General features: G+C 66.1%; 33 protein-coding genes. 17 read left to right on the top strand and 16 right to left on the bottom strand.

Going from position 1 to position 26,338, the window contains the following annotated elements; genetic code table 11:
• Nucleotides 1-33: 33 nt before the first annotated feature.
• The 9 genes from COW1_RS08285 to COW1_RS08245 all read right to left on the bottom strand — a co-directional run bounded on the left by COW1_RS08285 (nt 34) and on the right by COW1_RS08245 (nt 6,608).
• Entirely contained in the window at nt 34-1,554 is a 1,521-nt protein-coding gene (locus COW1_RS08285; RefSeq protein WP_096365364.1) for an RNA polymerase factor sigma-54, read from the bottom strand.
• 94 nt (nt 1,555-1,648) lie between these two features.
• Nucleotides 1,649-2,374 carry an LPS export ABC transporter ATP-binding protein gene (lptB, locus tag COW1_RS08280; protein WP_201345976.1) on the bottom strand — a complete coding sequence of 242 codons (726 nt, stop codon included), beginning with the start codon at nt 2,372-2,374 and terminating at the stop codon, nt 1,649-1,651.
• 5 nt (nt 2,375-2,379) lie between these two features.
• Nucleotides 2,380-2,889 (bottom strand): lipopolysaccharide transport periplasmic protein LptA, encoded by a 510-nt coding sequence (lptA, locus tag COW1_RS08275; RefSeq protein WP_201345975.1) that lies wholly within the window; start codon nt 2,887-2,889, stop codon nt 2,380-2,382.
• A 10-nt stretch (nt 2,890-2,899) separates the two neighbouring features.
• A complete protein-coding gene (gene lptC, locus COW1_RS08270; protein ID WP_201345974.1) occupies nt 2,900-3,478 on the bottom strand; it encodes an LPS export ABC transporter periplasmic protein LptC in 579 nt (192 codons plus the stop codon).
• Entirely contained in the window at nt 3,475-4,035 is a 561-nt protein-coding gene (gene kdsC, locus COW1_RS08265) for a 3-deoxy-manno-octulosonate-8-phosphatase KdsC (protein WP_255534307.1), read from the bottom strand. Before kdsC ends, lptC begins: the two co-directional genes overlap by 4 nt.
• Before the next feature lie 180 nt (nt 4,036-4,215).
• Entirely contained in the window at nt 4,216-5,187 is a 972-nt protein-coding gene (locus COW1_RS08260; RefSeq protein ID WP_201345973.1) for a KpsF/GutQ family sugar-phosphate isomerase, read from the bottom strand.
• Nucleotides 5,187-5,381 (bottom strand): heavy-metal-associated domain-containing protein, encoded by a 195-nt coding sequence (locus tag COW1_RS08255; RefSeq protein ID WP_096365376.1) that lies wholly within the window; start codon nt 5,379-5,381, stop codon nt 5,187-5,189. The genes COW1_RS08260 and COW1_RS08255 overlap by 1 nt, the downstream gene beginning before the upstream one ends.
• Nucleotides 5,382-5,393: 12 nt before the next feature.
• Nucleotides 5,394-6,380 carry a calcium/sodium antiporter gene (locus tag COW1_RS08250; protein WP_096367495.1) on the bottom strand — a complete coding sequence of 329 codons (987 nt, stop codon included), beginning with the start codon at nt 6,378-6,380 and terminating at the stop codon, nt 5,394-5,396.
• 42 nt (nt 6,381-6,422) lie between these two features.
• Complete coding sequence (locus COW1_RS08245; protein WP_096365378.1) at nt 6,423-6,608, bottom strand: hypothetical protein; 186 nt, start codon at nt 6,606-6,608, stop codon at nt 6,423-6,425.
• A 163-nt stretch (nt 6,609-6,771) separates the two neighbouring features.
• On the opposite strand from COW1_RS08245, the gene COW1_RS08240 reads away from it, so the two are divergent.
• The 9 genes from COW1_RS08240 to hisC all read left to right on the top strand — a co-directional run bounded on the left by COW1_RS08240 (nt 6,772) and on the right by hisC (nt 14,036).
• Nucleotides 6,772-7,605, top strand: a complete 834-nt coding sequence (locus tag COW1_RS08240) for an ABC transporter ATP-binding protein (protein WP_201345972.1) — start codon at nt 6,772-6,774, stop codon at nt 7,603-7,605.
• Nucleotides 7,606-7,618: 13 nt separating this feature from the next.
• A complete protein-coding gene (mlaE, locus tag COW1_RS08235; protein ID WP_096367497.1) occupies nt 7,619-8,401 on the top strand; it encodes a lipid asymmetry maintenance ABC transporter permease subunit MlaE in 783 nt (260 codons plus the stop codon).
• 1 nt (nt 8,402) lies between these two features.
• Complete coding sequence (gene mlaD / locus COW1_RS08230; protein ID WP_096365380.1) at nt 8,403-8,879, top strand: outer membrane lipid asymmetry maintenance protein MlaD; 477 nt, start codon at nt 8,403-8,405, stop codon at nt 8,877-8,879.
• Nucleotides 8,876-9,181, top strand: a complete 306-nt coding sequence (locus COW1_RS08225) for a lipid asymmetry maintenance protein MlaB (protein WP_197702999.1) — start codon at nt 8,876-8,878, stop codon at nt 9,179-9,181. Before mlaD ends, COW1_RS08225 begins: the two co-directional genes overlap by 4 nt.
• Nucleotides 9,182-9,269: 88 nt before the next feature.
• Entirely contained in the window at nt 9,270-9,515 is a 246-nt protein-coding gene (locus tag COW1_RS08220) for a BolA family protein (protein WP_096365382.1), read from the top strand.
• 6 nt (nt 9,516-9,521) lie between these two features.
• A complete protein-coding gene (gene murA, locus COW1_RS08215; RefSeq protein ID WP_096365384.1) occupies nt 9,522-10,781 on the top strand; it encodes a UDP-N-acetylglucosamine 1-carboxyvinyltransferase in 1,260 nt (419 codons plus the stop codon).
• Between the two features lie 88 nt (nt 10,782-10,869).
• Entirely contained in the window at nt 10,870-11,511 is a 642-nt protein-coding gene (hisG, locus tag COW1_RS08210; protein ID WP_201345971.1) for an ATP phosphoribosyltransferase, read from the top strand.
• A gap of 120 nt (nt 11,512-11,631) precedes the next feature.
• Complete coding sequence (hisD, locus tag COW1_RS08205) at nt 11,632-12,933, top strand: histidinol dehydrogenase (protein ID WP_201346069.1); 1,302 nt, start codon at nt 11,632-11,634, stop codon at nt 12,931-12,933.
• 11 nt (nt 12,934-12,944) lie between these two features.
• Nucleotides 12,945-14,036 (top strand): histidinol-phosphate transaminase, encoded by a 1,092-nt coding sequence (gene hisC, locus COW1_RS08200; RefSeq protein ID WP_201345970.1) that lies wholly within the window; start codon nt 12,945-12,947, stop codon nt 14,034-14,036.
• A gap of 88 nt (nt 14,037-14,124) precedes the next feature.
• Here the strand turns inward: hisC and COW1_RS08195 are convergent, their stop codons facing one another.
• The 3 genes from COW1_RS08195 to purM all read right to left on the bottom strand — a co-directional run bounded on the left by COW1_RS08195 (nt 14,125) and on the right by purM (nt 17,015).
• Nucleotides 14,125-14,922: a DUF3108 domain-containing protein gene (locus COW1_RS08195; protein WP_201345969.1), complete on the bottom strand. Its 798-nt coding sequence runs from the start codon at nt 14,920-14,922 to the stop codon at nt 14,125-14,127.
• A 371-nt stretch (nt 14,923-15,293) separates the two neighbouring features.
• Complete coding sequence (purN, locus tag COW1_RS08190) at nt 15,294-15,950, bottom strand: phosphoribosylglycinamide formyltransferase (protein ID WP_096365394.1); 657 nt, start codon at nt 15,948-15,950, stop codon at nt 15,294-15,296.
• A gap of 15 nt (nt 15,951-15,965) precedes the next feature.
• Nucleotides 15,966-17,015 (bottom strand): phosphoribosylformylglycinamidine cyclo-ligase, encoded by a 1,050-nt coding sequence (purM, locus tag COW1_RS08185; RefSeq protein WP_197703000.1) that lies wholly within the window; start codon nt 17,013-17,015, stop codon nt 15,966-15,968.
• A 115-nt stretch (nt 17,016-17,130) separates the two neighbouring features.
• Between purM and COW1_RS08180 the strand changes: the two genes are divergently transcribed.
• From COW1_RS08180 to hda, 4 genes are read left to right on the top strand one after another with little or no spacing between them, the layout of a single operon-like run.
• Nucleotides 17,131-18,183, top strand: coding sequence for a DUF2066 domain-containing protein (locus COW1_RS08180; RefSeq protein WP_096365396.1), 1,053 nt, complete (start codon nt 17,131-17,133; stop codon nt 18,181-18,183).
• 8 nt (nt 18,184-18,191) lie between these two features.
• A complete protein-coding gene (locus tag COW1_RS08175) occupies nt 18,192-18,755 on the top strand; it encodes a CDP-alcohol phosphatidyltransferase family protein (RefSeq protein WP_096365398.1) in 564 nt (187 codons plus the stop codon).
• Complete coding sequence (locus COW1_RS08170) at nt 18,752-19,807, top strand: AI-2E family transporter (protein WP_201345967.1); 1,056 nt, start codon at nt 18,752-18,754, stop codon at nt 19,805-19,807. The genes COW1_RS08175 and COW1_RS08170 overlap by 4 nt, the downstream gene beginning before the upstream one ends.
• Nucleotides 19,807-20,517 (top strand): DnaA regulatory inactivator Hda, encoded by a 711-nt coding sequence (gene hda / locus COW1_RS08165; RefSeq protein ID WP_201345966.1) that lies wholly within the window; start codon nt 19,807-19,809, stop codon nt 20,515-20,517. The genes COW1_RS08170 and hda overlap by 1 nt, the downstream gene beginning before the upstream one ends.
• Before the next feature lie 100 nt (nt 20,518-20,617).
• Here hda and COW1_RS08160 read toward each other — a convergent pair whose 3' ends face one another.
• The 3 genes from COW1_RS08160 to arsC are packed head-to-tail and all read right to left on the bottom strand — an operon-like array spanning nt 20,618 to nt 21,920.
• Entirely contained in the window at nt 20,618-20,965 is a 348-nt protein-coding gene (locus COW1_RS08160; RefSeq protein ID WP_201345965.1) for a DUF2069 domain-containing protein, read from the bottom strand.
• A gap of 2 nt (nt 20,966-20,967) precedes the next feature.
• Nucleotides 20,968-21,567, bottom strand: coding sequence for an NAD(P)H:quinone oxidoreductase (gene wrbA, locus COW1_RS08155; protein ID WP_096365404.1), 600 nt, complete (start codon nt 21,565-21,567; stop codon nt 20,968-20,970).
• Nucleotides 21,567-21,920 (bottom strand): arsenate reductase (glutaredoxin), encoded by a 354-nt coding sequence (arsC, locus tag COW1_RS08150; protein WP_096365406.1) that lies wholly within the window; start codon nt 21,918-21,920, stop codon nt 21,567-21,569. The genes wrbA and arsC overlap by 1 nt, the downstream gene beginning before the upstream one ends.
• A 194-nt stretch (nt 21,921-22,114) precedes the next feature.
• Between arsC and COW1_RS08145 the strand changes: the two genes are divergently transcribed.
• Nucleotides 22,115-22,438, top strand: a complete 324-nt coding sequence (locus COW1_RS08145; protein ID WP_242466525.1) for a DUF4398 domain-containing protein — start codon at nt 22,115-22,117, stop codon at nt 22,436-22,438.
• A 178-nt stretch (nt 22,439-22,616) separates the two neighbouring features.
• Nucleotides 22,617-23,360 carry a LysM peptidoglycan-binding domain-containing protein gene (locus tag COW1_RS17015; RefSeq protein WP_242466524.1) on the top strand — a complete coding sequence of 248 codons (744 nt, stop codon included), beginning with the start codon at nt 22,617-22,619 and terminating at the stop codon, nt 23,358-23,360.
• A 49-nt stretch (nt 23,361-23,409) separates the two neighbouring features.
• Here the strand turns inward: COW1_RS17015 and COW1_RS08135 are convergent, their stop codons facing one another.
• The gene (locus COW1_RS08135; RefSeq protein WP_096365410.1) at nt 23,410-25,008 is read right to left on the bottom strand and encodes a PilZ domain-containing protein; all 1,599 of its coding nucleotides are present in this window, start codon (nt 25,006-25,008) and stop codon (nt 23,410-23,412) included.
• A gap of 224 nt (nt 25,009-25,232) precedes the next feature.
• Here COW1_RS08135 and COW1_RS08130 point away from each other — a divergent pair, with 224 nt between their 5' ends.
• Both COW1_RS08130 and COW1_RS08125 read left to right on the top strand, forming a co-directional pair.
• Complete coding sequence (locus tag COW1_RS08130) at nt 25,233-25,697, top strand: TlpA disulfide reductase family protein (protein WP_197703002.1); 465 nt, start codon at nt 25,233-25,235, stop codon at nt 25,695-25,697.
• Nucleotides 25,698-25,708: 11 nt separating this feature from the next.
• On the top strand, nt 25,709-26,266 hold the full coding sequence (locus COW1_RS08125; RefSeq protein ID WP_096365414.1) for a thioredoxin fold domain-containing protein: 558 nt from the start codon (nt 25,709-25,711) through the stop codon (nt 26,264-26,266).
• Nucleotides 26,267-26,338 lie beyond the last annotated feature (72 nt).

The following is a 26,338-nucleotide window of genomic DNA, read 5'->3' as shown; positions in this document are numbered from 1 at the left end:
CACTCCTTAAGTGCGGATGATGTGTATATGGGTTCAGGCGAGGCGCTTGCGCTCGTTGGATGGCGGAATGGCCATCGCCTCGCGGTATTTGGCGATCGTGCGCCGCGCGACGTTGATACCTTCCTCGGACAGCAGATCGGCGATCTTGCTGTCGCTCAGGGGTTTGGCGGGGTTTTCCCCCGCGACCAGCTTCTTGATCATGGCCCGTATGGCGGTGGCGGAACATTCGCCGCCGTCGGCGGTGCCGACATGGCTGGAGAAGAAATACTTGAACTCGTAGATACCGCGCGGGGTATGCATGTACTTCTGGGTGGTCACCCGCGAGATGGTCGACTCGTGCATCTCCACCGCCTCGGCCACGTCGCGCAGCACCAGCGGCTTCATCGCCTCTTCTCCATAATCGAAGAATGCGCGCTGCCGCTCGACAATGCAACGGCCCACCTTCAGCAGGGTCTCGTTGCGGCTCTGCAGGCTCTTGATGAACCAGCGGGCCTCCTGCAGGTGGTTGCGCAGGTAATTGTTGTCGGCGCTGTTGTCGGCCCGTTTCACCATCCCGGCGTACTGGGAATTGATGCGCAGCTTGGGTACGGCGTCCGGGTTGAGTTCCACCCGCCACTGCCCCTTCTTGTCCTTGTGGACGAAGACATCGGGGATGACGTACTCGGCGGTGGCGGTGGAGATGGCCGAGCCCGGCCGCGGGTTGAGTGTCTGGATCAGGCCGATGACCTGCTGCAGCTGCTCCTGGCTGAGCTTGAGGCGGCGCATCAGTTGCTGGTAGTCGCGCCCGCCCAGCAGATCCAGGTGCTGCTGGATCAGTTTCAATGCGGTATCGCGCCAGGGCGTGTCGGGATCGAGTTGCTTGAGTTGGATCTCCAGGCATTCGCCGGGCGAGCGGGCGCCGACCCCGATGGGGTCGAAGTGCTGGATGCGGTGCAGTACCGCCTCGACCTCGTCGAGCTCGAGTTCCGGATGGCTTTCCAGCAGGCCCTGGTGGATGTCTTCCAGCGGCATGCCGAGGTAGCCGTCGTCATTGATGGAGTCGATGATGGCGGTGGCGATGGCCTGGTCGGTGTCGGTGAAAGGCGACATCTCCATCTGCCAGGTGAGGTGCTCCTGCAGGCTCTCGCTGCCGCTGTTGTGGGTTTCCAGGTAGTCGCGGTCATCGTCGCCGGCCGGGGCGCTGTAGCTGGTCGCGCCGGAGTCGTAGATGTCGTCCCAGCCGGTGTCCACCGGCAGGTCTTCGGGGATGTCGGTGGCGGTGGTGCCCAGGTCGGAATCGGCCTGGCTGTACTCGGTTTCGGCGCTGGTTTCGGCTGCCTCCGTGGCGGTTTCGGCGGCGGTTTCGGCTTCGGCCTCGCTGCGGCTGTCCTCGGTGTCGGTCTGGGTCTCCGGCTCGGTGCCGTCGACGGCCTCGAGCATCAGATTGGAGTCCAGCGCCTGCTGGATTTCCATCTGCAGTTCCAGGGTCGACAGCTGCAGCAGGCGTATGGCCTGCTGCAGCTGGGGTGTCATGGTGAGATGCTGGCCAAGACGAAGCTGTATCGACTGTTTCATATAGTTGTGTGTCGGGACTCGCGTGGCGGCATTGGCGGAATGGCGGAGTCTACCCTAACAAGCATTAATTGTGCCACTGATCGGCCGGGATTGGCTAGAGCCTGAAATTTTCGCCAAGATAACAAGTTCTTACCTGTGCGTTGGCCAGCACCTCGGTCGGGCTGCCGGCCGCAATCTCGGCGCCTTCATTGAGAATATAGGCCCGATCGCAGATTCCTAAAGTCTCGCGCACGTTGTGGTCGGTGATCAGCACCCCGATGTCGCGGTCGCACAGGTGTTTGACGATCTGCTGGATATCGCCGACCGAGATGGGGTCGACCCCGGCGAAGGGTTCGTCCAGCAGGATGAAGCGTGGCTCGGCGGCCAGCGCCCGGGCAATCTCCACCCGCCGCCGTTCGCCGCCGGACAGGCTGATGCCGGGTTGTTCGGCCAGGTGGCTGATATGCAGTTCGGCGAGCAGGGCCTGCAGGCGCTCCTCGCGGCCGGCACGGTCCAGCCCCTTGCGCGTCTCCAGGATCGCGAGCAGGTTCTCGCGCACGCTGAGCTTGCGGAACACGGAGGCTTCCTGCGGCAGATAGCCCACGCCGTGGCGGGCGCGCACATGCATGGGGGCCGCGGTCAGGTCCTGGCCGTCGAGTTCGATCCGCCCGCCGTCACAGGGAATCAGGCCGACGATCATGTAGAAGCAGGTGGTCTTGCCGGCGCCGTTGGGCCCGAGCAGGCCGACCGCCTCGCCGCTGGCGACCTCGACCGAGACCCGGTCGACGACGGTACGGGACTTGAAGCGTTTGACCAGGTCGGTGGCGATCAGGCGCGGCATGCGGTCTACTCTTCCCCTGAGTTGCGCGGCTGCAGGATGATGCGTACCCGGTCGCCCTTGCCTTCGCCGGCATTGACGACGTCGCGGGCCACGTCGTAGACGATGCGTTGGCTGCGGAAGACGTCGCCGGCCTGGGTGATTTCGGCCTGTTCGATCAGCACGATGCGCTCGTCCCCGGCGTAGTATTCCATGCGCAGGGACTCCGCGAAGACGTCCTCATCCTTGTTGTCCGGGCGTTGCTTGTAGGTGGCGGGCTCGCCCAGGGCGACGCCCTCGACGATCTCGCCAGCCTCGATCTGCAGGGTCAGGTGGTCGGCGGTCAACCGCATGCTGCCCTGGGTGACCACCACGTTGCCGGTGTAGACATGCACGCCGGTCTGGTCGTTGATGTCGGCATGGTCGGCTTCGATGTGCATGGGTTGATCGCGGTCGCTGGACAGTGCCTGGACGGGCGTGTTCATCGCGCATCCAAGCACGAGCAGGGACAGGGTAAGGCGGTACAGCCGGCTGAACATGGTCGTCATCCTATCGGGTGGTCCGGGCCGGGGTGTGTACGCCCCGGACGCCGGAGAGCAGTTCCAGTTCCCCGGTGTCGAGCCGGGCACGCATGCCCACGGCCTCGACCCGCAGGTCGTCGCTGATATAGGTGATCTTATCATCGGTGGCGGCGTAGTCGCGCCCCGGCCACAGGTCGAGGCTGTCGGACCAGGCCGTCACCGGCCGGTTGGCCGGCGAGCCGTCGCGCTGTATCTCGACCTCGCCGCGCAGGCGGATCTCATCGCCCTGGCTGGCGACCCAGCCGTGATGGGCGCTGATGCGCCAGGGTGGAGCGTCGATGCGGTACAACTCGGCATAGGGCCGCTGCAGTTCGGTGCTGTCGTCACCGGGAAAGTGCTCCATGCGCTCGGCCCACAACCGATACTCCAGCCGCCCGTCGGGGGTATAACCCGACAGGCGCGCGCGTGTGGCGTAGGCATCCGGGTGGCGGACTGTCGGCGCCGTCTCCGGGGAGACAGGCTGGGTGGCCTGGCGATAGACCCACCCGCTCAAGGCGGCGAGCAGCGCCAGCAGGAGCATGACCGGCCAGTGTCGCTGACGGATCAAAGATAGCTTTCCAGTTCCCGGTCGAGCACGCCGCGCGCCTCCATCAGCAGTTCGCACACATCGCGCGCCGCGCCGCGTCCGCCGCCGCTGGGCGTGATCCAGTGGGCGTGCTTCTTGACGAAGGGATGGGCGTCCTGCACCGCGATGGCCAGGCCCACCCGGGTCATGATGGGCAGGTCCACCACGTCGTCGCCGACATAGGCGCATTGTTCCGGCGTTATCCCGAGGTGCTGGCTCAACTCCTCGAAGGCCGGCAGCTTGTCCAGCTGGCCCTGGTAGACATGGGTGATGCCCAGGTTGCGCACCCGGTGCTCGACCACCTGCGAGGTGCGCCCGGTGATGATGCCGATCTCGACGTCGTGTTTCTTCAGCATCTTGATGCCGTGGCCGTCGCGGGAGTTGAAGGCCTTGTACTCCTGGCCGTCGTCGCCGTAGAACAGCGAGCCGTCGGTGAGTACGCCGTCGACGTCGAAGATGACCAGTTTGATGTTGGCGGCTTTGGCGATGATGTCCTGCATGATGTCGGTCTTCTGATCCGTTAATGAAATCGTCGTCATTGCGAGCCGCGTAAGCGGCGCGGCAATCTCGTAATGCTCAGGAAGCCTTGTGAGATTGCTTCGTTACTGCTCCCGCAGGATCCATTCGGGCTTCACCATGGGTACCCCATCCTGCGGGTATGGACATCGAAATGACGCGGAATTGATAAAAGGGCCCAACGCCAGGGGCGCTGCGTCCGGCTATACCACCCCCGCCCGCAGCAGGTCGTGCATGCCCAGGGCGCCGACCAGGCGCTGTTCCTCGTCGACCACCAGCAGGGCGTTGATCTTGCGGCTGTCCATGATGGCCAGCGCCTCGGCCGCGAGCAGGCCGGGGCGGACGGTGATGCAGTCGGGCGTCATCAGCGAGGCCACGTCGGTGTTGTGCAGGTCCACGTTGTGGTCCACCGCCCGGCGCAGGTCGCCGTCGGTGAAGATGCCGATGACCCGGTCCTGGTCGTCCAGCACCGCGGTCATGCCCAGCCCCTTGCGGGTCATTTCGTGCAGGGTCTCGGTGATGGGGGCGTGACTGCGCACCTGCGGGATGGTCTCGCCGGTATGCATGATGTCGTCGATGCGCAGCAGCAGGCGCCGGCCCAGGCTGCCGCCGGGGTGCGACAGGGCGAAGTCCTCGGCGGTGAAGCCGCGCACCTCCAGCATGGCGATGGCCAGCGCGTCGCCCATGGCGAGCGTTGCGGTGGTGCTGGAGGTCGGCGCCAGCCCCAGCGGACAGGCCTCGCGATCCACGCCCACGTCGAGGTGGGTGTTGGCCGCGCGCGCCAGGGTGGAGGCGGGATTGCCGGTCAGGGCGATCAGCGGCACCTCCAGGCGCTTGATGATGGGCAGGAGGGTGAGCAGTTCCTGGGTCTCGCCCGAGTTGGAGATGGCCAGCACCACGTCCCGGGGCGTGATCATGCCCAGGTCGCCGTGGCTGGCCTCGCCGGGGTGGACGAAGAAGGCCGGGGTGCCGGTGCTGGCGAGCGTGGCGGCGATCTTGCCGCCGATGTGCCCGGACTTGCCCATGCCCAGCACCACCACGCGGCCGTGGCACTCCAGCATCAACCGGCAGGCGGCGACGAAGTGCTCGTCGATGCGTGCGCGCAGGGCGTCGAGCGCGGCCGTCTCGGTCTCGATGACGGCCAGCCCCAGGGCCTTCAGTTTCGCCGCGTCCATCAGGCTTCCGGATAGCCGAGCTCGGCCAGCCGGGCGGCCAGGGCGGCGCGGTCGAGATCGCTGCCGCTGACCTTCACGCTGCCGTCCAGGCCGGCCTGGACCGACTCGACCCCGGGCTCATTGCGCAGGCCATCCTCGATGGTCTTCACGCAGCCGTTGCACTTGACGTTGCTGACGCTGAATTCGATTTCCATGATTTCGATGCCTTATATCTGCTGAGGCGCGAGGCTCCAGTATAACAGGCCGATGTAGCCGAGATAGACCAGCAGCAGCACGCCGCCCTCGATACGGTTCACATGCCGCGCCCGGCGCCGGTAGCTGTAGGCGAAAAACAGCAGCAGGACGGTCAGGCCGGCCATGACGGAAAAGTCTCGGCTGAGCATCTCGGGCTCCACCGCGCTGGGGTGGATCAGGCCCGGCAGGCCCAGTACGCCGAGCAGGTTGAACATGTTGGAGCCGATGACATTGCCCAGGGCGATGTCGTGCTCGCCCTTGAGCGCGCTCATGATGGAGGCCGCCAACTCCGGCAGGCTGGTGCCAAGCGCGACCAGGGTCAGGCCGATGATCAGGTCCGACACCCCCATCGCCTCGGCGATGCCGACCGCCCCCCAGATCAGCACCCGGGAACTGACCAGCAGCACCACCAGACCCAGGGCCAGCCAGCCCAGCGCCGCCGGCATGGCCATGCCGACCGGAATCTCCTCGGTGTATTCGGCCAGCAGTGGATCGACGCCGTCGCCGCGGCTGTTGAGGCCGAGCCAGACCAGCCACACCAGCATCAGGCCCATGCCCAGCAGTAACAGGCCGCCGTCGAGACGGTTGAGGTCGCCGTCGGCGACCAGGATAAAGGCCACCAGCATGATGCCCAGCAGCACCGGAAACTCGCGCCGCAGGGTGATGGAGGAGACCTGCAGCGGCACGATCAGGGCGGTCAGCCCGAGGATCAGGCCGACGTTGGCGATGTTGGAGCCGATGGCGTTGCCCATGCCCAGGCCGGGATTGCCGTCCCAGGCGGCCATGGCCGAGACCAGCATCTCCGGGGCCGAGGTGCCCATGCCGACGATGGTCAGGCCGATGATCAGCGGCGCCACGCCCAGGTTGCGAGCGGTGGCGGCGGCGCCGACCACGAAGCGATCGGCGCCCCAGACCAGCAGCGCGAAGCCGCCGATCACGGCCAGGAGGAACTGCCACATCATTGTCTACGCAACCTCATTGAGTCTGCGGATTGTCCCGGTTCAGCGGGCTTCGGTCCGGGTGGCGCCGCAGCGCACGCAGCGATAACGCGTGACCAGCCGCCCGCTGTCGACGTCGAAGGGCGTCCCCTTGACCGGCTCCCACTTGTGAAAGCCGCGTCGGCACAGGGTATTGCCCTTGTGTTTCTCGGCGGCCTTCGGGCGCTTGAACTGTACGATGTTGGACATGCAACCATCCCGCGTAATGGCGGTCAATCATACCTGAAGCGCAGTGCTCGGGGCAGCGGAGGCGACAGCGAGCGGCCGGCGTGGTAGATTCGCCAGCGAATTTCTGCTGGTACAATCCGCAATTGCGTCTGACTTGACGACATCAACAGGGCTGCCACAACCCGTGAGCGAAACACAAGAACAACAGCAGACAACCGCCGCCAGCCTGGTCGAGGTCCGCGGCCTGCGGTTTGCGCGCGGCCGACGCTGGATCTTCGACGGTATCGATCTCGACATTCCGCGCGGCAAGGTCACCGCCATCATGGGACCCAGCGGTACCGGCAAGACCACCCTGCTGCGGCTGATCGGCGGGCAGCTCAAGCCCCATGCCGGCAGCATCCGGGTCGACGGCCGGGAGGTCCCGAAGCTCGGGCACACCGCGCTGTATGAGTTGCGCAAGCGCATGGGCATGCTGTTCCAGAGCGGGGCCCTGCTCACCGACATGTCGGTCTACGACAATGTCGCCTTCCCGCTGCGCGAGCATACCGCGCTGGATGAGCGGCTGATCCGCGACCTGGTGCTGATGAAGCTGCAGGCCGTGGGCCTGCGCGGTGCCCGCGAGCTGATGCCCAACGAACTCTCCGGCGGCATGGCCCGGCGCGTGGCCCTGGCCCGCGCCATTGCGCTGGATCCGATGATGATCATGTACGACGAACCCTTCACCGGCCAGGATCCCATTTCCATGGGCGCACTGGTGCAGCTGATCCGGCTGCTCAATGATGCCCTCGGCCTGACCTCGATCATCGTCTCCCATGACGTGCAGGAGACCGCCTCGATCGCCGATTACATCTATGTCGTCTCCGACGGCAAGGTGGTCGAGCACGGCCCGCCGGAGGCGCTCAACCGCTCCGACTCGCCCTGGGTGAACCAGTTCATGCGCGGCCTGCCCGACGGGCCGGTGCCCTTTCATTATCCGGGGCGCGACTACCTCGACGATCTGCTGGACGAGGCCGGCTGAGGTGTTCACGCGACTGCTCGATGCCCTGCAGCGGCTGGGCCGCGTCTGGCTGGACTTCTTCGGCCGGCTCGGCCGCGGCAACCTGTTCCTGCTGCATGTACTGGCCGGATTGCCCAGCCTGCTGCCGCGGCTGCGGCTGCTGGTCCAGCAGATCTACTCCGTCGGCGTGCTGTCGCTGCTGATCATCCTGGTCTCGGGGCTGTTCGTGGGCATGGTGCTGGGACTGCAGGGCTACCGTACCCTGGTGGATTACGGCGCCGAGGAATCGCTCGGGGTGATGGTGGCCCTGTCGCTGGTGCGCGAACTGGGGCCGGTGGTCACGGCGCTGCTGTTCGCCGGCCGCGCCGGTTCGGCGCTCACCGCCGAGATCGGCCTGATGAAGGCCACCGAGCAGCTCTCCGGCATGGAGATGATGGCGGTGGATCCGGTCAAGCGCGTGATCGCGCCGCGCTTCCTGGCCGGCTTCATCTCCATGCCGCTGCTGGCCGCCATCTTCAGCGCGGTGGGCGTCTACGGCGGCTATCTGGTCGGGGTGAACCTGCTGGGGGTGGATGAAGGCGCCTTCTGGTCGCAGATGCAGTCGGCCGTGGAGTTGGAGAAGGATATCTACAACGGCGTCATCAAGAGCATCGTGTTCGGCTTCGTGGTGACCTGGATCGCGGTGTTCGAAGGCTATGATACGGTACCCACCTCGGAGGGGGTGAGCCGGGCCACCACCCGCACGGTGGTGCACTCGGCGCTGGCGGTGCTGGGGCTGGATTTTGTTCTCACGGCATTGATGTTCGGGGAAGTCTGATATGGATCGTACACGTGTGCTGGAAATCTGGGTCGGCCTGTTCGTGGCCCTGGGCCTGGCGGCCCTGTTCATGCTGGCCATGCAGGTCAGCAACCTCAGTACCCTGGGCCAGGGCAACGGCACCTATACCCTGGAGGCCCGGTTCGACAATGTCGGCGGACTGAAGGTGCGCGCGCCGGTCTCGGTGGCCGGGGTGCGGGTGGGCCGGGTCACCGGCATCGAGTACGACACCACCAGCTTCGAGGCGGTGGTCCAGCTGGCCATCGATGAGAACTACGCCGAGTTCCCCGACGATACCTCGGCCCAGATCTTCACCGCCGGCCTGCTGGGCGAGCAGTACGTGGCGCTCGAGCCCGGCGGGGCGATGGAGGTGCTGGAGGACGGTGACGAGATCCGCCTGACCCAGTCGGCGCTGGTGCTGGAGCAGATCATCGGCCAGTTCCTCTACAGCCAGGCCAGCGGAGGCGCTGAGAAGTGAGTCAGGCGCGCATCCGTCCCGAGGGCGACGCCCGGCTGCGGGTGGAGGGCGATCTGAGCTTTTACTCCGTGCCGGCGCTGCAGCAACAGGCCGCGCCGCTGTTCGCCTCGGCCGGCACACTGGATGTGGATCTGAGCGGGGTGGAGCGGGCCGACAGCGCCGGCCTGGCCCTGCTCATCGAGTGGATGCGCGAGGCCAGGCGGCTGGACAAGGCACTGCGCCTGCTCAACATGCCGGCCCAGATGCTGGACATCGCCCGGGTCAGCAGCCTGGACGAGATCCTGCCGCTGGCGCGGGACTGAACCGGCCGGGGATCCCCGGTGCCATTACCTTCACCTTCAAAAGCCGTTATCATGGCCCGCCTTGTACCAGCAAAGCGGAGCCAACGTCATGCAAGCCGAGGAAGTCAAACAATTGATCGAAAAGGGCCTGCCGGATGCCGAGGTTATTGTCACCGGTGACGGTGACCACTTCGAGGCGACCGTGATCAGCCCCGGTTTCGCCGACCTGAACATGGTCAAGCAGCACCAGGCCGTCTACAAAACCCTGGGCGACGGCTTCCAGGGCGCGATCCATGCCCTGGCGCTGAAGACCTACACCCCCGAGCAGTGGGCCGAGAAGCAGTCAGCGCAGTAAAACTCCGTGGATAAACTGATCATCACCGGTGACGGCCGCCTGGACGGCGAGATCCGCATCTCCGGCGCCAAGAACGCGGTGCTGCCGATCCTGGCGGCCACCCTGCTGGCCGACGGTCCGATGCGGCTGAGCAACGTCCCGCATCTGCAGGATGTCACCACCACCATGGAACTGCTCGGCCGGCTGGGGATGCGTCTGGTGGTGGACGAGCGCATGGTCATCGAGACCGATCCCGGCACCATTCATTCGTTCGAGGCGCCCTACGACCTGGTCAAGACCATGCGCGCCTCCATCCTGGTACTGGGTCCGTTGCTGGCCCGCTACGGCCGCGCCGATGTCTCGCTGCCCGGCGGCTGTGCCATCGGCTCGCGGCCGGTGGACCTGCATATCAAGGGGCTGCGGGCGATGGGGGCGGAGATCGATGTCGAGGCCGGCTATATCCGCGCCCGGGCCGAGCGGCTGCACGGCAACCGGCTGGTAATGGATATGGTCACGGTGACCGGGACCGAGAACCTGATGATGGCCGCGGCGCTGGCCCGCGGCGAGACCCTGATCGAGAACGCCGCGCGGGAGCCGGAGGTCATCGACCTGGCCGAGTGCCTGATCAGCATGGGCGCGCAGATCGAGGGCGCCGGGACCGATACCCTCCACATTCAGGGCGTGGATAGCCTCCACGGCAGTGACTACCGGGTGCTGCCGGACCGCATCGAGACCGGCACCTACCTGGTTGCCGGCGCCATCACCCGGGGCCGCGTCAAGCTCAAGGACACCCGCCCGGAGGTGCTGGACGCGGTGCTGCAGGTGCTGCGCGAGGCCGGGGCCAGGCTCACCCTGGGCGAGGACTGGATCGAACTGGACATGGAAGGCCGGCGGCCGCAGGCGGTGAATGTGCGCACCGCGCCCTATCCGGCCTTCCCGACCGATATGCAGGCCCAGTTCACTGCGCTCAATGCCATCGCCGAGGGTACCGGGACCGTGACCGAGACGGTATTCGAGAACCGCTTTATGCACATCCAGGAACTGCAGCGCATGGGCGCGGACGTGCGCGTGGAGGGCAACACCGCCATCACCCGCGGCGTGGAGCGGCTGACCGGGGCGCCGGTGATGGCGACCGATCTGCGCGCCTCGGCCAGTCTGGTGCTGGCCGGTCTGGTGGCCGAGGGCGATACCCTGGTGGATCGGATCTATCATATCGACCGCGGCTACGAATGCATCGAGGAGAAGCTGACCCAGCTGGGTGGGCGCATCCGGCGGGTGCCGGGGTGAGGGAGTGAGGAGTGTGTAAGAATGGGTTTCCTCCTCACTCCTCACCCGGAATCAGCCCGATCCATATAGTGAAACAGAGTCTGACGCAATGACCGAACCACTGACCATCGCCGTCTCCAAGGGCCGCATCTTCAAGGATTCGCTGCCGCTGCTGGCGCATGCCGGCATCGAACTGATCGACGATCCGGAGACCAGCCGCAAGCTGATCCTCGACACCACCCGGCCCGAGGTCAAGATCGTCATCATCCGCACCATCGACGTGCCGACCTACGTCCAGTACGGTGCCGCGGACCTGGGTATTGCCGGCAAGGACATCCTGCTCGAACACGGCGGCCAGGGGCTGTACGAGCCGCTGGATCTGAGGATCGCCCGCTGCCGGCTCATGGTGGCGGGCCGGCCGGGCGGCGACCAGACCACCGGCCGCCTGCGCATCGCCACCAAGTACGTGCAGAGCGCGCGCAACCACTATGCGAGCAAGGGCCGTCAGGTGGAGGTGATCAAGCTCTATGGCTCCATGGAGCTGGCGCCGCTGGTGGGGCTGTCGGACCTGATCGTGGACCTGGTCGATACCGGCAATACCCTCAAGGCCAACGGACTGGTCCCGCTGGAGCATATCGCTGACATCAGTTCCCGCCTGGTGGTGAACAAGGCGGCGATGAAGATGAAGCACGCCGCCGTCAACGACTTCATCGGACTGATGCGCGAGGCCGTGGAACAACGCAATGCCTGATGAATATTGTCGGAGTGACTCACGTTAGCGTTTTATATGCGTCATTCCGGCCTGCGCCGGTATGACGGCGAAATGTAGCGGATATTCAAGCAGGATTGAATAACATTGGAGTTGGCCGCTATGGTCGAGATCAAGCAGCTTTCCACGCAGGACGCCGACTTCTGGCCGCAGCTCGATGCCCTGCTGGCCTGGGAAGGCGTGTCCGACGACGCGGTCAACACCACCGTGCGCGGGATCCTGCGGGATGTGCGTCAGCGCGGTGATGCCGCCCTGGTCGAGTACACCAACCGCTTCGACCGCATGCAGGCCGCGGGCATGGCCGAACTGGAACTGCCCTCCGACGCGCTGCAGGCCGCGCTCGAGCGCATCCCCGCCGAGCGCCGCGCCGCGCTGGAGACGGCGGCCGGGCGCATCCGCGCCTATGCCGAACATCAGAAGCTGGAATCCTGGTCCTATACCGAGGCCGACGGCACCGTGCTGGGCCAGAAGGTCACGCCCATGGACCGGGTCGGGTTGTATGTGCCCGGCGGCAAGGCGGCCTATCCCTCCTCGGTGCTGATGAATGCGATTCCGGCCAAGGTCGCCGGCGTGCGCGAACTGATCATGGTGGTGCCGACACCGGCCGGCGAGCGCAACGACCTGGTGCTGGCCGCCGCCGCCATCGCCGGGGTGGACCGGGTGTTCACCCTGGGCGGCGCCCAGGCCGTGGCTGCGCTGGCCTTCGGGACCGAGACGGTGCCGCAGGTGGACAAGATCGTCGGCCCGGGCAATATCTATGTCGCCACCGCCAAGGGCATGGTGTTCGGCGCGGTCGGCATCGACATGATCGCCGGCCCCTCCGAGATCCTGGTTATCTGCGACGGCCAGACCGATCCCGACTGGATCGCCATGGATCTGTTCTCCCAGGCCGAGCATGACGAGGACGCGCAGGCCATCCTCATCAGCCCGGACGCGGACTTTCTGGAACGGGTGCGCGAGAGCATCGCGAAACTGCTGCCGGAGATGGGCCGCGCCGACATCATCCGCACCTCGCTGGGCAGCCGCGGGGCATTGATCCAGGTCCGGGACCTGGACGAAGCCGCACGAGTGGCCGATTACATCGCCCCCGAGCATCTGGAACTGTCGGTGGCCGAGCCCGACGCGCTGGCCGAAAGGATCCATCATGCCGGGGCCATCTTCATGGGCCGTTACACAGCCGAGGCCCTGGGCGACTACTGCGCCGGGCCCAACCATGTGCTGCCGACCTCGCGCACGGCGCGCTTTTCCTCGCCGCTGGGGGTGTACGACTTCCAGAAGCGCTCCAGCATCATCTACTGTTCGGCCGAGGGGGCCTCGGCGCTGGGGCAGACCGCGGCCGAACTGGCCGCCGGCGAGGGACTGAGCGCCCATGCCCGCTCGGCCGCGTACCGGGTGAAGAAGTAGCGGACCGGCGTATGAGCGAGGAGCTTTCACAACAGGTTGAGCGGCTCATCCGCCCCGGGATCCGGGCGCTGTCCGCCTATCACGTGCCGGATCCGGGCAACTGCATCAAACTGGACGCGATGGAAAACCCCTATCCCTGGCCGCCGGAGATGATCGGTGCCTGGCTGGAACGGCTGCGCCACGTCAGCCTCAACCGCTACCCCGATCCGGCCGCCGCCAGCCTCAGACAGCGCCTGCTGGCCGAGATGGAGGTGCCTGCGGGCATGGACCTGCTGCTGGGCAACGGCTCCGATGAACTGATCCAGATGCTGGCGCTGGCCGTTGCCGGCCCCGACCGGGTCGTCATGGCGCCGGAGCCGACCTTCGTGATGTACCGCATGATCGCCGAGGTGGCGGGCCTGCGTTTCGCCGGCGTGCCGCTGCAGGCGGATTTCTCACTCGATACCCCGGCCATGTTGAACGCAATCGAGGCGCAGCAGCCGGCGCTGGTGTTCCTGGCCTATCCCAACAATCCCACCGGCAACCTGTTCGCCGCCGGGGATATCCACCGTATCATCCAGGCCGCCCCGGGGCTGGTGGTGCTGGACGAGGCCTACGCCGCCTTCGCCAGCGACAGCTTCATGGCCGCGCTGGCCGATTATGACAACCTGCTGGTGATGCGTACCGTCTCCAAGATGGGGCTGGCCGGTCTGCGTCTGGGGCTGCTGGCCGGACGCGCCGAATGGCTGGGCGAGATCGACAAGACCCGACTGCCCTACAACATCAATGTCCTGACCCAGGTCAGTGCCGAGTTCGCCCTCGATCACCGCCAGGTACTGGACGAGCAGACCGGGCAGATCCGCGCCGACCGCGCACAGCTGCATGACGCCCTGGCCGCCATGCCCAGCCTGACGGTCTATCCCTCGGAGGCCAACTTCATCCTGTTCCGCACCGCCGCCGGCGAGGCCGACGCCATCTTCGCCGGTCTGCGCGAGCGCAACATCCTGATCAAGAACCTCAGTCACGCCGGCGGCATGCTCAGCGACTGCCTGCGGGTGACGGTGGGCACGCCGGAGGAGAACGCCGCCTTCATCGCGGCGATGCAGGAGATTCTGGATCTGTAGGGTCAGGGATCAGGAATCCGGAATGTATGGTACTTGCTTCGGCTCCGTCATCCCCGCGAAGGCGGGGATCCAGTGTACACAGACCTGACTAGGGCTCTTTAGCCTTATCCTGCCCCCTGACCCCTGATTCCTGTTCATCCGGCAACAGATCCCGCGTCAGCAGCCGACTCAGATATTCCGTCCCATCCTCCTGGTCGATCTGTTTGATCTGCACCGGCAGGTAATTCAGTTCGGGCGCGACCCACAGGTAGGTGGTACGGTCCTGGTCTGCGCGCAATCGTTCCAGTTTCAGCGTATGGAATCTGCCCGCCGGCGTGTGCAGCCCTTCCTGCCTGCGCAGCTGGTAGCGGAAGGTCTTCAGATGGCCGCCGTCGGCGATGGCATACTCCAGTTCCCGCTTGCCCCGCTGCAGATCCAGCAGCAGCGCAAGCTGTACCACCAACTTGTCCAGGGCGCCGTCGGGCACCTCCATCCGCCAGCCTTCCCCCTGCACCTCATTGACCACCTGATTCGCTTCCCAGTCGAAGCTGATGCGGACATGCCGTTCGTGGTCGCGGCGATGATGATGGTATTCGTATTCCCGCGGCCGGATGCCTCCCCGATCATAGCTGAAGCGACTCAGTTCGCGCAGCGAATCGTCGCGCAGAAAGGCCGCGATCCCGATGGAATCGGTCTTGGCGCTGTAGCGATAGCCGCTGTCGGGGTCTGCCACCAGCGTGATTTCCTGGTGGCCGATGGCGATGCCGTTGACATAGAGCCGATACAGGGCGGTGAAGGCGGGGTAGGGCAGTTCATCCGCGGTCGCGGTCGGCGGGAGCAGCAGCGCAAGCCACAACCACAGCGGCAGGCAGGCACGGGAAAGGCTGTGACGTGGACGCGGCTTCATTCGCCTGAGTGTATGCGGCCCGTCGGGTTTTGTCAGGTTGCGCTCGGGGCAAGCTCAAGAGCGCCACGGAAAGCACGGAAAAATGATGATTCGATGTGGATAAACCGCAGGTCGGATCAGCCCGCAGGGTGTAATCCGACATTGATGCCGGACCACCTGTTGGGACGTCATCCCCGCGAAGGCGGGGATCCAGCGCCTTTCTGCCCGCCCCGTTCCGGATTCCCGCCTCCGTGGGAATGACGGGATGGCTGAAACCCGATTCAGATTTGCAGGTCGGGTTGACGCAGCGTAACCCGACCTGCGTTCCCGGCATTTTTTTAGTCCGTGCTTTCCGTGTATTCCGTGGCGCTCTTTGGTTCTGGCCGATATGCCTATGGCTGCAGCTGCACCGGTTCGGTCAGCGGCCGGCCGTCCAGGTGCACCTGTTCGTCGTCGAAGTCGATCCTGCCTGCGGCGAACCAGCGGATGGCCTCGGGGTAGAGGCGATGCTCCTGTTCCAGTACCCGGGCAGCGAGGGTGTCGGGATCGTCGCCGGGATGCACCGGCACCCGCGCCTGGATCAGCACCGGTCCGCCGTCGAGTTCCTCGGTGACCAGGTGCACGCTGGCGCCGTGTTCCGCATCGCCTTCCTCCAGCGCCCGGGCATGGGTGTTCAGCCCGCGGTGGCGCGGCAGCAGGGAGGGGTGGATGTTGAGCAGCCGCCGGGCGTAATGGCGGACGAAGGCCGGGGTCAGGATGCGCATGAAGCCGGCCAGCACCACCAGTCCGGGGGCATAGCCGTCGATCAACTCGATCAGGGCGCGGTCATAGGCTTCGCGGTCGGCGAAGCCCTTGTGGGACAGCACCTGCGTTTCGATCCCGGCCTGGCGGGCGCGCTCCAGACCATAGGCGCCGGGGACATTGCTGATCACAGCGCGGATTTCGATCGGCAGGGTGCCGCCGGCGGCCTGGTCGAGGATGGCCTGCAGGTTGCTGCCACGGCCGGAAATCAGAATGACCACAGGCAGCTTGTCGGTCCGGACAGGCATGGGGATACGACCGGCTCAGCGGCTGAATTCGACCGCGGCCGCGCCCTCGCCGGCGACGATCCCGCCCAGGCGCCAGGCCTGTTCGCCCGTCCCGGCCAGCAGCGTCAATGCGGTGTCGACCTGGTCAGCGGGGACGACGAGCACCATGCCTACACCGCAATTGAAGGTGCGGTACATCTCGGCCTCGGCCACGTTGCCGCCGTCCTGCAGCCAGTGGAATACCTCTGGCCAGTCCCAGCTGCCGGCATCCAGCACGGCCCGGCAGCCGGCCGGCAGCACCCGCGGCAGATTCTCCGGCAGGCCGCCGCCGGTGATGTGCGCCAGGGCCTTCACCTGCACCTGTTCCAGCAGGGCCAGAAGGGATTTGACATAGATGCGGGTCGGAGCAAGCAGGGCCTCGCCCAGGGTGCCGGCACCCAGCGGCTGCGTCAGGTCGGCGCCGGTGCGTTCGAGGATGCGGCGGATGAGCGAATAGCCGTTGGAGTGCGGGCCGCTGGCCCCCAGTGCCAGCAGCGCGTCGCCCGGCTGGACGGTCTCGCCGGTGATGATGCGATCCTTCTCCACGATACCGACCGCAAAGCCGGCCAGATCATAGTCGCCCTCAGTGTACATGCCGGGCATCTCGGCGGTTTCGCCGCCGATCAGGGCCGCCCCGGCCTGGCGGCAGCCCTCGGCGATGCCCGCCACCACGGTTGCGCCGGTATCGACATCCAGATGGCCGGTGGCGTAATAGTCGAGAAAGAACAGCGGCTCGGCCCCGGTGACCACGATATCATTGACGCACATGGCCACCAGGTCGATGCCGATGCCGTCATGCCGGTTGGTCTGGATGGCCAGCTTGAGCTTGGTGCCTACGCCGTCGGTGCCGGAGACCAGCACCGGGTTGCGGTACCTGTCCCAGGGCAGTTCGAACAGGCCGCCGAAACCGCCGAGCCCGCCGAGCACGCCCTCGCGGTGGGTGGCCCTGACGGCGGGCTTGATGCGTTCGACCAGGGCGTTGCCGGCGTCGATGTCCACGCCCGCGTCCTTGTAGCTGAGCGGGCCTTCGGGGGAACGGGAACTCACTGCGGCGATCTCCAAGTACGGGTATGCGCGGCCTGCCGGGGGGGCGGGCGGCGAATGCATTTGTGCTATTGTACCGCGCAATCGCACCGCAATACGAGACGATAGATACAACACCATGAGCGGATACCGTCTGATGTGTGGCTGCCGCCGGCTGCTGGCGCTGGGCCTGATCGCCTTCCTGCTGGCCGGCGCGGCCGGCGCCGCCGAGCGCATGTACGCGGTCCAGGTCCCGGTGGCGGATCGTTCCTCGCCGGCCCGGGCCGAGGCGCTGCGCCAGGCCATGCAGCAGCTGCTGGTCCGGGTGACCGGTGAGCGCGATGCCGCCCGCCTGGTCGGGATCGAGCCGCTGCTGGCGCAGCCGGAACAGTATGTTCAGCAGTTCCGTTATCTGGACGCGGCACCGGCAGCGGACGCCGCACTGGAACTGAATGTGCATTTCGACGGTACCGCCGTGGAACGGGTACTGCGGGCCAACGGCCTGCCGGTCTGGGGGCGGGAGCGGCCGCCGCTGTTGCTGTGGCTGGCCGTGGGCGGTGATCAGCGCCGTCTGATCGGCGCCGACAGCGACCATCCGCTGTATGCGGCGGCCATGGGCGTGGCGCGCGAGCGCGGCCTGACGCTGCTGTTCCCGCTGCTGGATCTGGAGGATCAGGCCCGGGTCGGTTACGCCGACGTCTGGGGCGGTTTCGAGGAGACCGTGCTCGCCGCCTCGCAGCGCTACCGCTCCCAACTGGTATTGCAGGGCCGGCTGCAGGCCGGCGCCGGCGGCTGGCGCGGGCGCTGGACCCTGCACATGGGCCGGGACCGGCTGGACTGGGACAGTGTCGGTGACACGGCCGCAGCGGCCCTGGCCCAGGGACTGCATCTGGCCGCCGACCGCCTGGCCCTGCGCCTGGCCGTGCGGGCACTGGGCACGGCCGAGCAGGTCGAACGCATCCGCATCCGCGGCGTGGCCACGCTCGAGGATTATGCCCGCACCCTGGACTACCTGGCCCAACTCACGCCGGTGCGCGATGTGGAGGTGCTGGCGGTGGATGGCGATGCGATCGATCTGCTGCTGGCCCTGGACGGTGACCGCCAGACGCTGGAACGGCTGCTGGATATCGGCCGGGTACTGACGCGCGACCCCGCTGCCCCGGAACCCGCCTACCGGCTGACTGCGCCCTGAGGCAAGCGATGCGGCTCAGCCTGATTCCCAATCTGATCACGGTGTTCCGGTTCCTGCTGGTGCCGCCCATCGTGCTGCTGCTGCTGCGCGGGCAGTTCGGGCCGGCGCTGCTGCTGTTTCTGCTGGCCGGGTTCTCCGACGGGCTGGACGGCTTCCTGGCCAAGCGCTATGGCTGGACCACGCGTCTCGGCGGGCTGCTCGATCCACTGGCCGACAAGCTGCTGCTGGTGTCCTGCTATATCACCCTGGGCGGGCTGGGCGTGATCCCGGTATGGCTGGTCGCCGTGGTGGTGGCGCGGGACCTGATCATTCTCGCCGGGGCGGCGGTCTACCACGTGCGCATTGCCGCGCTCGAGGCCGAGCCCTCGGTGATCAGCAAGATCAACACCCTGGCCCAGATCCTGCTGGTGCTGATCGCGCTGGGCGGTCAGATCGGCCTGGTGCCGGCGGCCTGGCTGGGCTATCTGGTCTACACGGTGCTGGCGACCACCGTGCTCAGCGGGGCGGACTATATCTGGATCTGGGGCTGGCGCGCCTGGAACAGCAAACACGGCACGGGGCGCTTCCCATGAGGCACGAACGCGTCTGGCTGCTGCTGGCACTGGCACTGCTCGGGGCGGGGCTGATCTACCTGCTCGGCCCGGTGCTCACGCCCTTCCTGAGCGCGGCGCTGCTGGCCTATCTGGGCAATCCGCTGGTCAACCGCCTGGCGGGGCGGCTCGCGCGCCCCCTGGCTGTCAGCCTGGTGTTCGTACTGCTGTTCGGGGCCCTGATCCTGGCCATCCTGATCCTGATCCCGGTACTGGAATCCCAGATCCGGTCCTTTGTCCAACGCCTGCCGGGCTATCTGGACTGGGGCCAGCGGCACCTGCTGCCGCTGGTGGCCGGGCTGATCGACAGCGAGCCCGGCGGCGGGCTGGATATCCAGCGCCTGCGCGAGGCGCTGGCCGCGCACTGGCAGCAGGCGGGCGGACTCGCCGCCGGGCTGTTCAAGGCGTTGTCCAGTTCCGGCCTGGTGATCTTCGGGGTGCTGGCCAACCTGGTGCTGATCCCGGTCGTGACCTTCTACCTGCTGCGGGACTGGAACCGACTGGTCGCCGGCATTCATGAACTGCTGCCCCGTCCCCTGGAGCCGCGCATCGCTCATCTGGCGCGGGAGGCGGACAGCACCCTCTCGGCCTTCCTGCGCGGCCAGCTGCTGGTGATGCTGGCGCTGGGTACGGTCTATGCCATCGGTCTGTACTGGGTCGGGCTGGATCTGGCGCTGCTGTTCGGCATGATCGCCGGGCTGGTCAGCTTCGTCCCCTACCTGGGTGTGATCGTGGGCGTGCTGCTGGCCGGCGGGGCGGCCCTGGTGCAGTTTCAGGAACTGCTGCCGCTGATCGGGGTGCTGGCCGTGTTCGGCGTCGGCCAGCTGCTGGAATCCTTCCTGCTCACGCCCTATCTGGTGGGGGATCGCATCGGTCTGCACCCGGTGGCGGTGATCTTCGCCGTGATGGCCGGCGGGGCCCTGTTCGGTTTCGTCGGGGTGCTGCTGGCCCTGCCGGTCGCCGCGGTCGTCATGGTGGGGGTGCGCGAACTGCGCGCGCACTACCTGGACAGCGACCTGTACCGGGAAGCCTGATGGCCGCCACCCTGAAGCAACTCGCCCTGCAGCTGCGGCTGCCGGACCGCGCCCGCTTTGCGAATTTTCATCCCGGACCCAACACCGAGCCGGTGCAGCAGCTGCAGGCCTTCGTCGAGCAGGCAGCTGCCGGCAGCTTCTTTCTCTGGGGCCGGGCGGGCGAGGGCAGGTCGCATCTGCTGATGGCCGCCGCCCAGCGGGTCAACGAGGCGGGCGGACAGGCCTTCTACCTGTCGCTGGCCGGGTCGGGACTGCCGTCGCCGCAGCTGCTGGCCGAAGGGCTGGAAGGCGTGGATCTGCTGGCGCTGGACGACATTGACCGCGTGGCCGCGCAGCAGGACTGGGAGGAGGCCCTGTTCACCCTCTACAACCGGGTGCAGCAGCAGGGCGGCCGCCTGCTGCTGGCCGCGCGCGCCCGTCCGGACCAGTGCGGCTTCGTCCTGCCCGACCTGGTCTCGCGCCTGCAGTGGGGGTTGGTGTTCGGCCTGCGGCCACTGGCCGATGCCGACCGCGTGCAGGTCCTGCAGCTGCGCGCCCGCCAGCGCGGCCTGGAGCTGCCGGAGGAGGTCGCCGGCTACCTGATCAAACGTTATCCACGCGATCTCGCCAGCCTGTGCACACTGCTGGAGCGGCTGGATGCGGTTTCATTGCAGGCCCAGCGGCGCCTGACCATTCCGTTCATCAAGCAGGTGCTGGGGCGTGAGACGTGAGGTGTAGGATGGGTGCAGCGCAGCGTAACCCGTCATTGCCCGATTCGCAGCGGTGCAGTACGTAGGTCGGGTTACGCCTTTCAGGCTGACCCGACCTGCGTTATAGCTCGTCCCTGGTGGCTCTTATATATCCGATCCCGGCCACGAACCAGGTCAGGGTGGTCACCAGTTCGATCCCGGCATACAGCCGGTCATCGGGGCTGCTGTAGAGTTCGACCAGGGCGTGGGCGCAATAGGCGATGGCCAGGAACAGGCTCCAGGCCGCGGTATAACGGCGGCCGTGCAGCAGGCCGCGCAGGGGCAGCAGCAGCGGCACCCCCAGCACCAGCAGCACCAGCGCGGTCGGCAGCTGTGGCGAGGGCGACAGCCAGCCGTACCAGGCTACCAGTATGGCCAGGGTGCCGAGGTGCCCGGCCAGCAGCAGCCGGTGCCACAGGGCGGGCGTCATGCTCAGGCGCCGGTCTGCAGCCGCCGGGTGGTTTCCGCCAGCCGCCTGCCCAGGGCCCGGCACAGGGCGGTTTCGGATTCACTCAGCGGCAGATCGCTGTCCGCGCCGGCCAGGTGGCTGGGCCCGTAGGGCGTGCCGCCGGTGCGGGTATTCAGCAGTTCGCTCTCGCTGTAGGGCAGGCCGAGCACCAGCATGCCGTGATGCAGCAGCGGCAGCATCATGGACAGCAGGGTGGTCTCCTGGCCACCATGCAGACTGGAGGTGGAGGTGAATACCGCGGCCGGCTTGCCGATCAGCCGGCCTTCCAGCCACAGGCTGCTGGTGCTGTCGAGAAAGTATTTCAGCGGCGCGGCCATGTTGCCGAAGCGGGTCGGGCTGCCCAGCGCCAGCGCCGCGCATTCACGCAGGTCGTCATGGCTGGCATAGGGCGGGCCCTCGGCCGGAATACTGTCCTCGCGGGCCTCGCACACTGTGGATACGGCCGGTACCGTGCGCAGGCGCGCCTGTACACCCGGTACCTGTTCGATGCCGCGCACGATCTGCCGGGCCATGGCGGCAGTGGCGCCATGGCGGCTGTAGTACAGCACGAGTATTTCGATCATCAGAGGATCTCCAGCACGCTCTCGGGCGGCCGACCGATGGCGGCGCCGGTGCCGGTGACCACGATCGGGCGCTCGATCAGCTTCGGATGCTCGAGCATGATGTCGATCAGCGCATTGTCGTCCAGATCGGGATTGTCCGCACCGCTGGTCTTGTACTCGGCCTCCTGTGTGCGCATGAGTTCGCGCGGTGATCTGCCGAGCAGCTTCAGGATGCGTTTCAATTCGGCGCGATCGGGCGGTGTCTTGAGATATTCCACCACTTCCGGCTGCATGCCGCGTTCCTCCAGCAACTGCAGGGTCTGGCGTGATTTGCTGCAGCGGGGATTGTGATAAATCACTGTCTGCTTGGCCATGATGCTGTGTCCAGGATTGCGTGCCGGCTGCCGATTCTACAGCCCATGAACCTGACAAAGCCACTGCCGGTCGGCTTGACGCTTCCCGGTGCCCGGTGTAGCTTGCAGCGCAAACAGGCCCTGAAAACAGGCAGTTCAATGATGTCGTCCCCGCAACACCGACGCCCGGGCGACCCAGGTCGATGGATGAATTCGTGCTGAAACTCCGGTATCTGTCCGGGCGCTGCGTCCATGCCTTGCCGGCACTGCTGCTGTTGCTGCTGACCGGTTGCGCCACGGCGCCGGTCCAGGAGATGAGCGATGCCCGCCAGGCGCTGCTGGCGGCCGAGGAAGCCGGGGCGGTGGATTATGCCGGCGATACCCTGGCCAATGCCCGGGCCTATCTGGGCCGGGCCGAACAGGCATTGTCGGCGCACGACTATGAGCGGGCGCGGGTGCAGGCCGAACTGGCCAGGGCCGCTGCCCGGGAAGCGCGGGAACTGGCGCTGGAACGGATCGAGCGGCAATCGCGGGAATAAAACCGGTTGTCTCATCCGTCTCGACAGGGAACGGACTTCTGCGTCAGTGCATGGAATCCGCCGGCCGTTTGGGCTAGATTGACATTCATGTCGAGCACGCGTAACTTCATTCGGCAGTGATTTCGTCAATGGAATCAATCACCAATAAATCCAAACCCAGTTTCTGGAGATGTCAGTTATGAGACTCATGCTCCCCGCCAAGTACCTGTCCATATCCCTGCTCGCTGTCGGCCTGATTGCCGGTTGCGCCACCCAGCCCAAGCAGGAGCCGACCGGCCCGAGTGCGGCTGTCACCCAGGCGCTGGATGCCGCCAGCGCCGCCATGGACAACGCCAAGGCGCTCGACTGGATCTGGCGCGATACGGAAGACTTCTATGCCGCTGCCGAGAAGGCCGCGAAGGAAGGCGATGACGCCACCGCCATCAAGCTGGCCAACAAGGCGCGTGAGCAGGCCGAGGACGCCGTCAACCAGTATTACCTGGAAAAGGCCAAGCCGATGCTGACCGAGCTGCGGCGCTACAGCCTGAGCGGTGATCAGAAGCAGCGCATGGACACTGGCGCGACCGCCATCACCCAGGGTGAGGGCAAGCGTGCCTATGACATCCTCAGCGCCCTGCTGGCCGAGGTGCGTTCGGCCAATATCCAGTACACGGTGGTCCGCGGGGACAGCCTGTGGGGCATTTCCTCCAGGCCGGAGATCTACAACAACCCGTACCAGTGGCCGCTGATCTACAAGGCCAACAGCGACAAGATCCACGATGCCGATCTGATCTATCCCGGCCAGGCCTTCTCGATCGATCGCAATCCCTCCGCCGCCGAAGTGGATGCCGCGGTCAACCATGCCAAGACCCGTGGTGCCTGGTCGATCGGCGAGGTGGAAGCCTCCGATCGTGACTACCTCGGGGGGTTGCGCGTCCGGTAATGCCGGCGTTGCGATCAACTCGCAGACGGGGCCGCAAGGCCCCGTTTTTTTATGCGATGGTGTAACGGAAACGCTCGTACAGTCCGGTCGATTCCACCAGTTGGGTGCACTCGATCTGCTGTCGCTGCGAGCCACGCAGCAGTTCCAGTCTGCGCTGCGGACGGTACAGGCCCCGGGCGGCGATCAACAGCTGGTAACGGGTATCCTGGTGGACGATGCTGGTCTCCAGTGCCGGTTGCGGCGGCAACCGGCCTTCCCGTTCCAGGCGCAGGGCGCAAGGAGTGATCTCCCGCGCGATATATTGCAATCCGAGTTCGCGCTGCCGGGGCTGACGGACCAGCCATCTGACCGTGGCGATCAGCCACTGCGGATCGCCGGCGTCGCTGTCGGCGAGACTGACCGCCAGCAGTTCCCCGACCCGGATCCGGGGCGGGCCGTCACCGGGTAGTTCCACGGCCAGGCCGCCTGCGCTGCGATTCAGTACATTGCAGCGATAGGCCTGGAGGCTGTCGGACCCCGCCATCGGGTAGGTGCCGGGCGCCTGCCCGATGTCGATCGCGTCCTCGTCCTCGGGTTCGAGATAATCGCGCGGGTCGAAGGATACCCCGCGGTTATGCAGATAAAAGCAGGCCTCCAGCCCCACTGCCAGCTGGACGGTCTGCCCGGACTCGAAACGCTCCAGCCGACGCTGCGGCGGGTCCCGGAACTGGATCTGCAGCCGTTGCAGCAGATGCCTGGCGTCCTGACGGCCGATGGCCTCGGACAGGCCGAGTTGGGCCGGCGTTGTGCCCTGCTCCAGGGCCAGGCTGCCTGACTGGATGGCTGCCAGCAGCGGCGACGGGTCCAGCCAATACCAGCGGGCGGGGTCGGCATCCGGGGGGGGCGTCTGGCGCCACTCGGCCGGTTCACAGTCGATGCACACGGCCCGTGCCTGCGGGCTGTCAGGGGGTTCAGGGTGGGCCTGCAGGCCGCAGCGCCGGATCTGGGCGGCCAGGAAGCCGAAGCAGTCCCAGAGCGTACCGTGCGGCAGACGGAAGGGGTCGCTCAGGCGCATGAAGGCCATCAGGGCGTAGCTGGCGGCGGCGTCCAGCCGGTGTTCGGCAAATGGCAGAGGGCTGGCCAGCGGCTGCGCACCGAGTGCGTGTTCCCGGGAGTAATGCAGCAGGGTGCCTGCCTCGCGCCAGAGTTGGGTGTCGGTGGGCAGGTAGCTCTGGTAGCGGGTGGCCAGCAGCAGGGCGATCAGGTGCATGGCCAGGGGCACGGACTGGTGGAGGTGTCTGGGCCTGCGCAGCAGGCGCCGTTCCTGCTGGGCATCGTTGATGACGTATTTGTACCCGATCAACAACTCCTCGGTGAGGCGGTCGAGGCTGTGCAGCCGCGAGGCAGCCAGCGGGTCCTCCGTGGTGGCCGGCAGCGGCCGGCGCAAAGGTTCATGCAGACGCTGAAATGCCTCCAGGAAACACTGCAGGAGTTCGTGGCGGTGGGCGGCCTCGAGTGGCTGATGGTGCAGATCGCGCAGCCGGGTGATGAGTTGGTGGGCGGTATCGAGGGAGTTGGTGTAGGGGAGTTGATCGATCCATTTGCGGACCGCGCCGGCACGGGTGTCGACACCCGGCAGCGGGGATTGCGGCGGCACAGTCAGGAACATGGGATCTCCGAGGGTAATTTGATGAATTATTCAGTATTTGTCGGTAGCCTTTCAAGCGTGTGCGGGGTATAAGTCAGCCCGGCCGGCAGAAAAATGGAAACTTTTGCCGCTCTGGTGCGTCTTTTCAGGGAGATGGCGCGGCAGGCGCGTCGATCCCGAGCAACTGTCAGGATGATTTGGATATGCGATTTGTATCAGGATTGTTGGCGATACTGGGATTGCTGATGACGGCGCCGGCCGTCGCAGACGGCCCGGTCGATTTTTCGCTGCAGGATCTGGACGGCAATGCCCGCACCCTGTCGGAGTTCCGCGGCAAGTGGGTGGTGGTCAATTACTGGGCGACCTGGTGTCCGCCCTGCCTGGAGGAGATCCCGGATCTGGTGGACTTCCATGCCCGCCATCATGCCACTGACGCAGTGGTCATCGGCATCAATTACGAGGATATTCCGGCGCCGCAGCTGCGTGCCTTCGCCGAGGAGTACTTCATCAATTACCCGATCCTTCAGGCCGAGGACATGCGGCCGGCACACGAGCGCCTGGATGTGGGCGGACTGCCCACCACCTACATCATCTCGCCGGAAGGCGAGCCGGTCGCGCGTCAGGTCGGCGGGATCACCGACGAGGTGCTTGAAGACTACATCAAACGCAAGCAGGCCGAGCGGGCTTCCGCGCGGCTGGAAACACAATAAGGGATGAGGCAATGCTGAAGCTGTACTGGTTGAGATCGCTGTCTTTCGCCATCGCGCTGTTGCTGGCGCCGGCTCTGTCGAGTGCGAATGAACAGCTGCGCGATCCCGGTGAGTATTTTTTTGATCAGACATTCGGTGACTTTCAAGAGGAACTGCAACTGGCCCGGGATCAGGGCAAGTCCGGCATCCTGCTGTTCTTCGAAATGGATGAATGCCCCTTCTGTCATCGCATGAAGGAGATGGTGCTCAACCGGACGTCGGTGCAGGATTACTACAAGGAACACTTTCTGATCTTCCCGGTCGACATCGAGGGCGATATAAAGATCCGCAGCTTCGACGGCCGCGAGATGGCGATGAAGGACTTCGCCTTTGAAGAGTATCGGGTCCGGGCCACGCCGGTGTTTGTCTTCTTCGACCTCGAAGGCAAACCGGTGGCCCGCTATACCGGCGCGACCCGCGATGCCCGGGAGTTCATGTGGCTGGGCGAGTACGTGATCGAAGGCGTCTATGAGGAAATGCCCTTCACCCGCTACAAACGCGAACGCCGCAGCGAGGCGCGTGGCGGCTGATACGCATGCCCGCGGTGTTTGCGCTGCCCGGGCATACATGCCAGCATAAGCCGCATTGAAACCACCAGTGAA

The sequence above is a fragment of the Thiohalobacter sp. COW1 genome (assembly GCF_016629505.1).
Taxonomy (GTDB): Bacteria; Pseudomonadota; Gammaproteobacteria; order Thiohalobacterales; family Thiohalobacteraceae; genus Thiohalobacter; species Thiohalobacter thiocyanaticus_A.
Note: the sequence above shows the minus strand (reverse complement) of the source record. Positions and strands in the feature narration are given on the sequence as shown.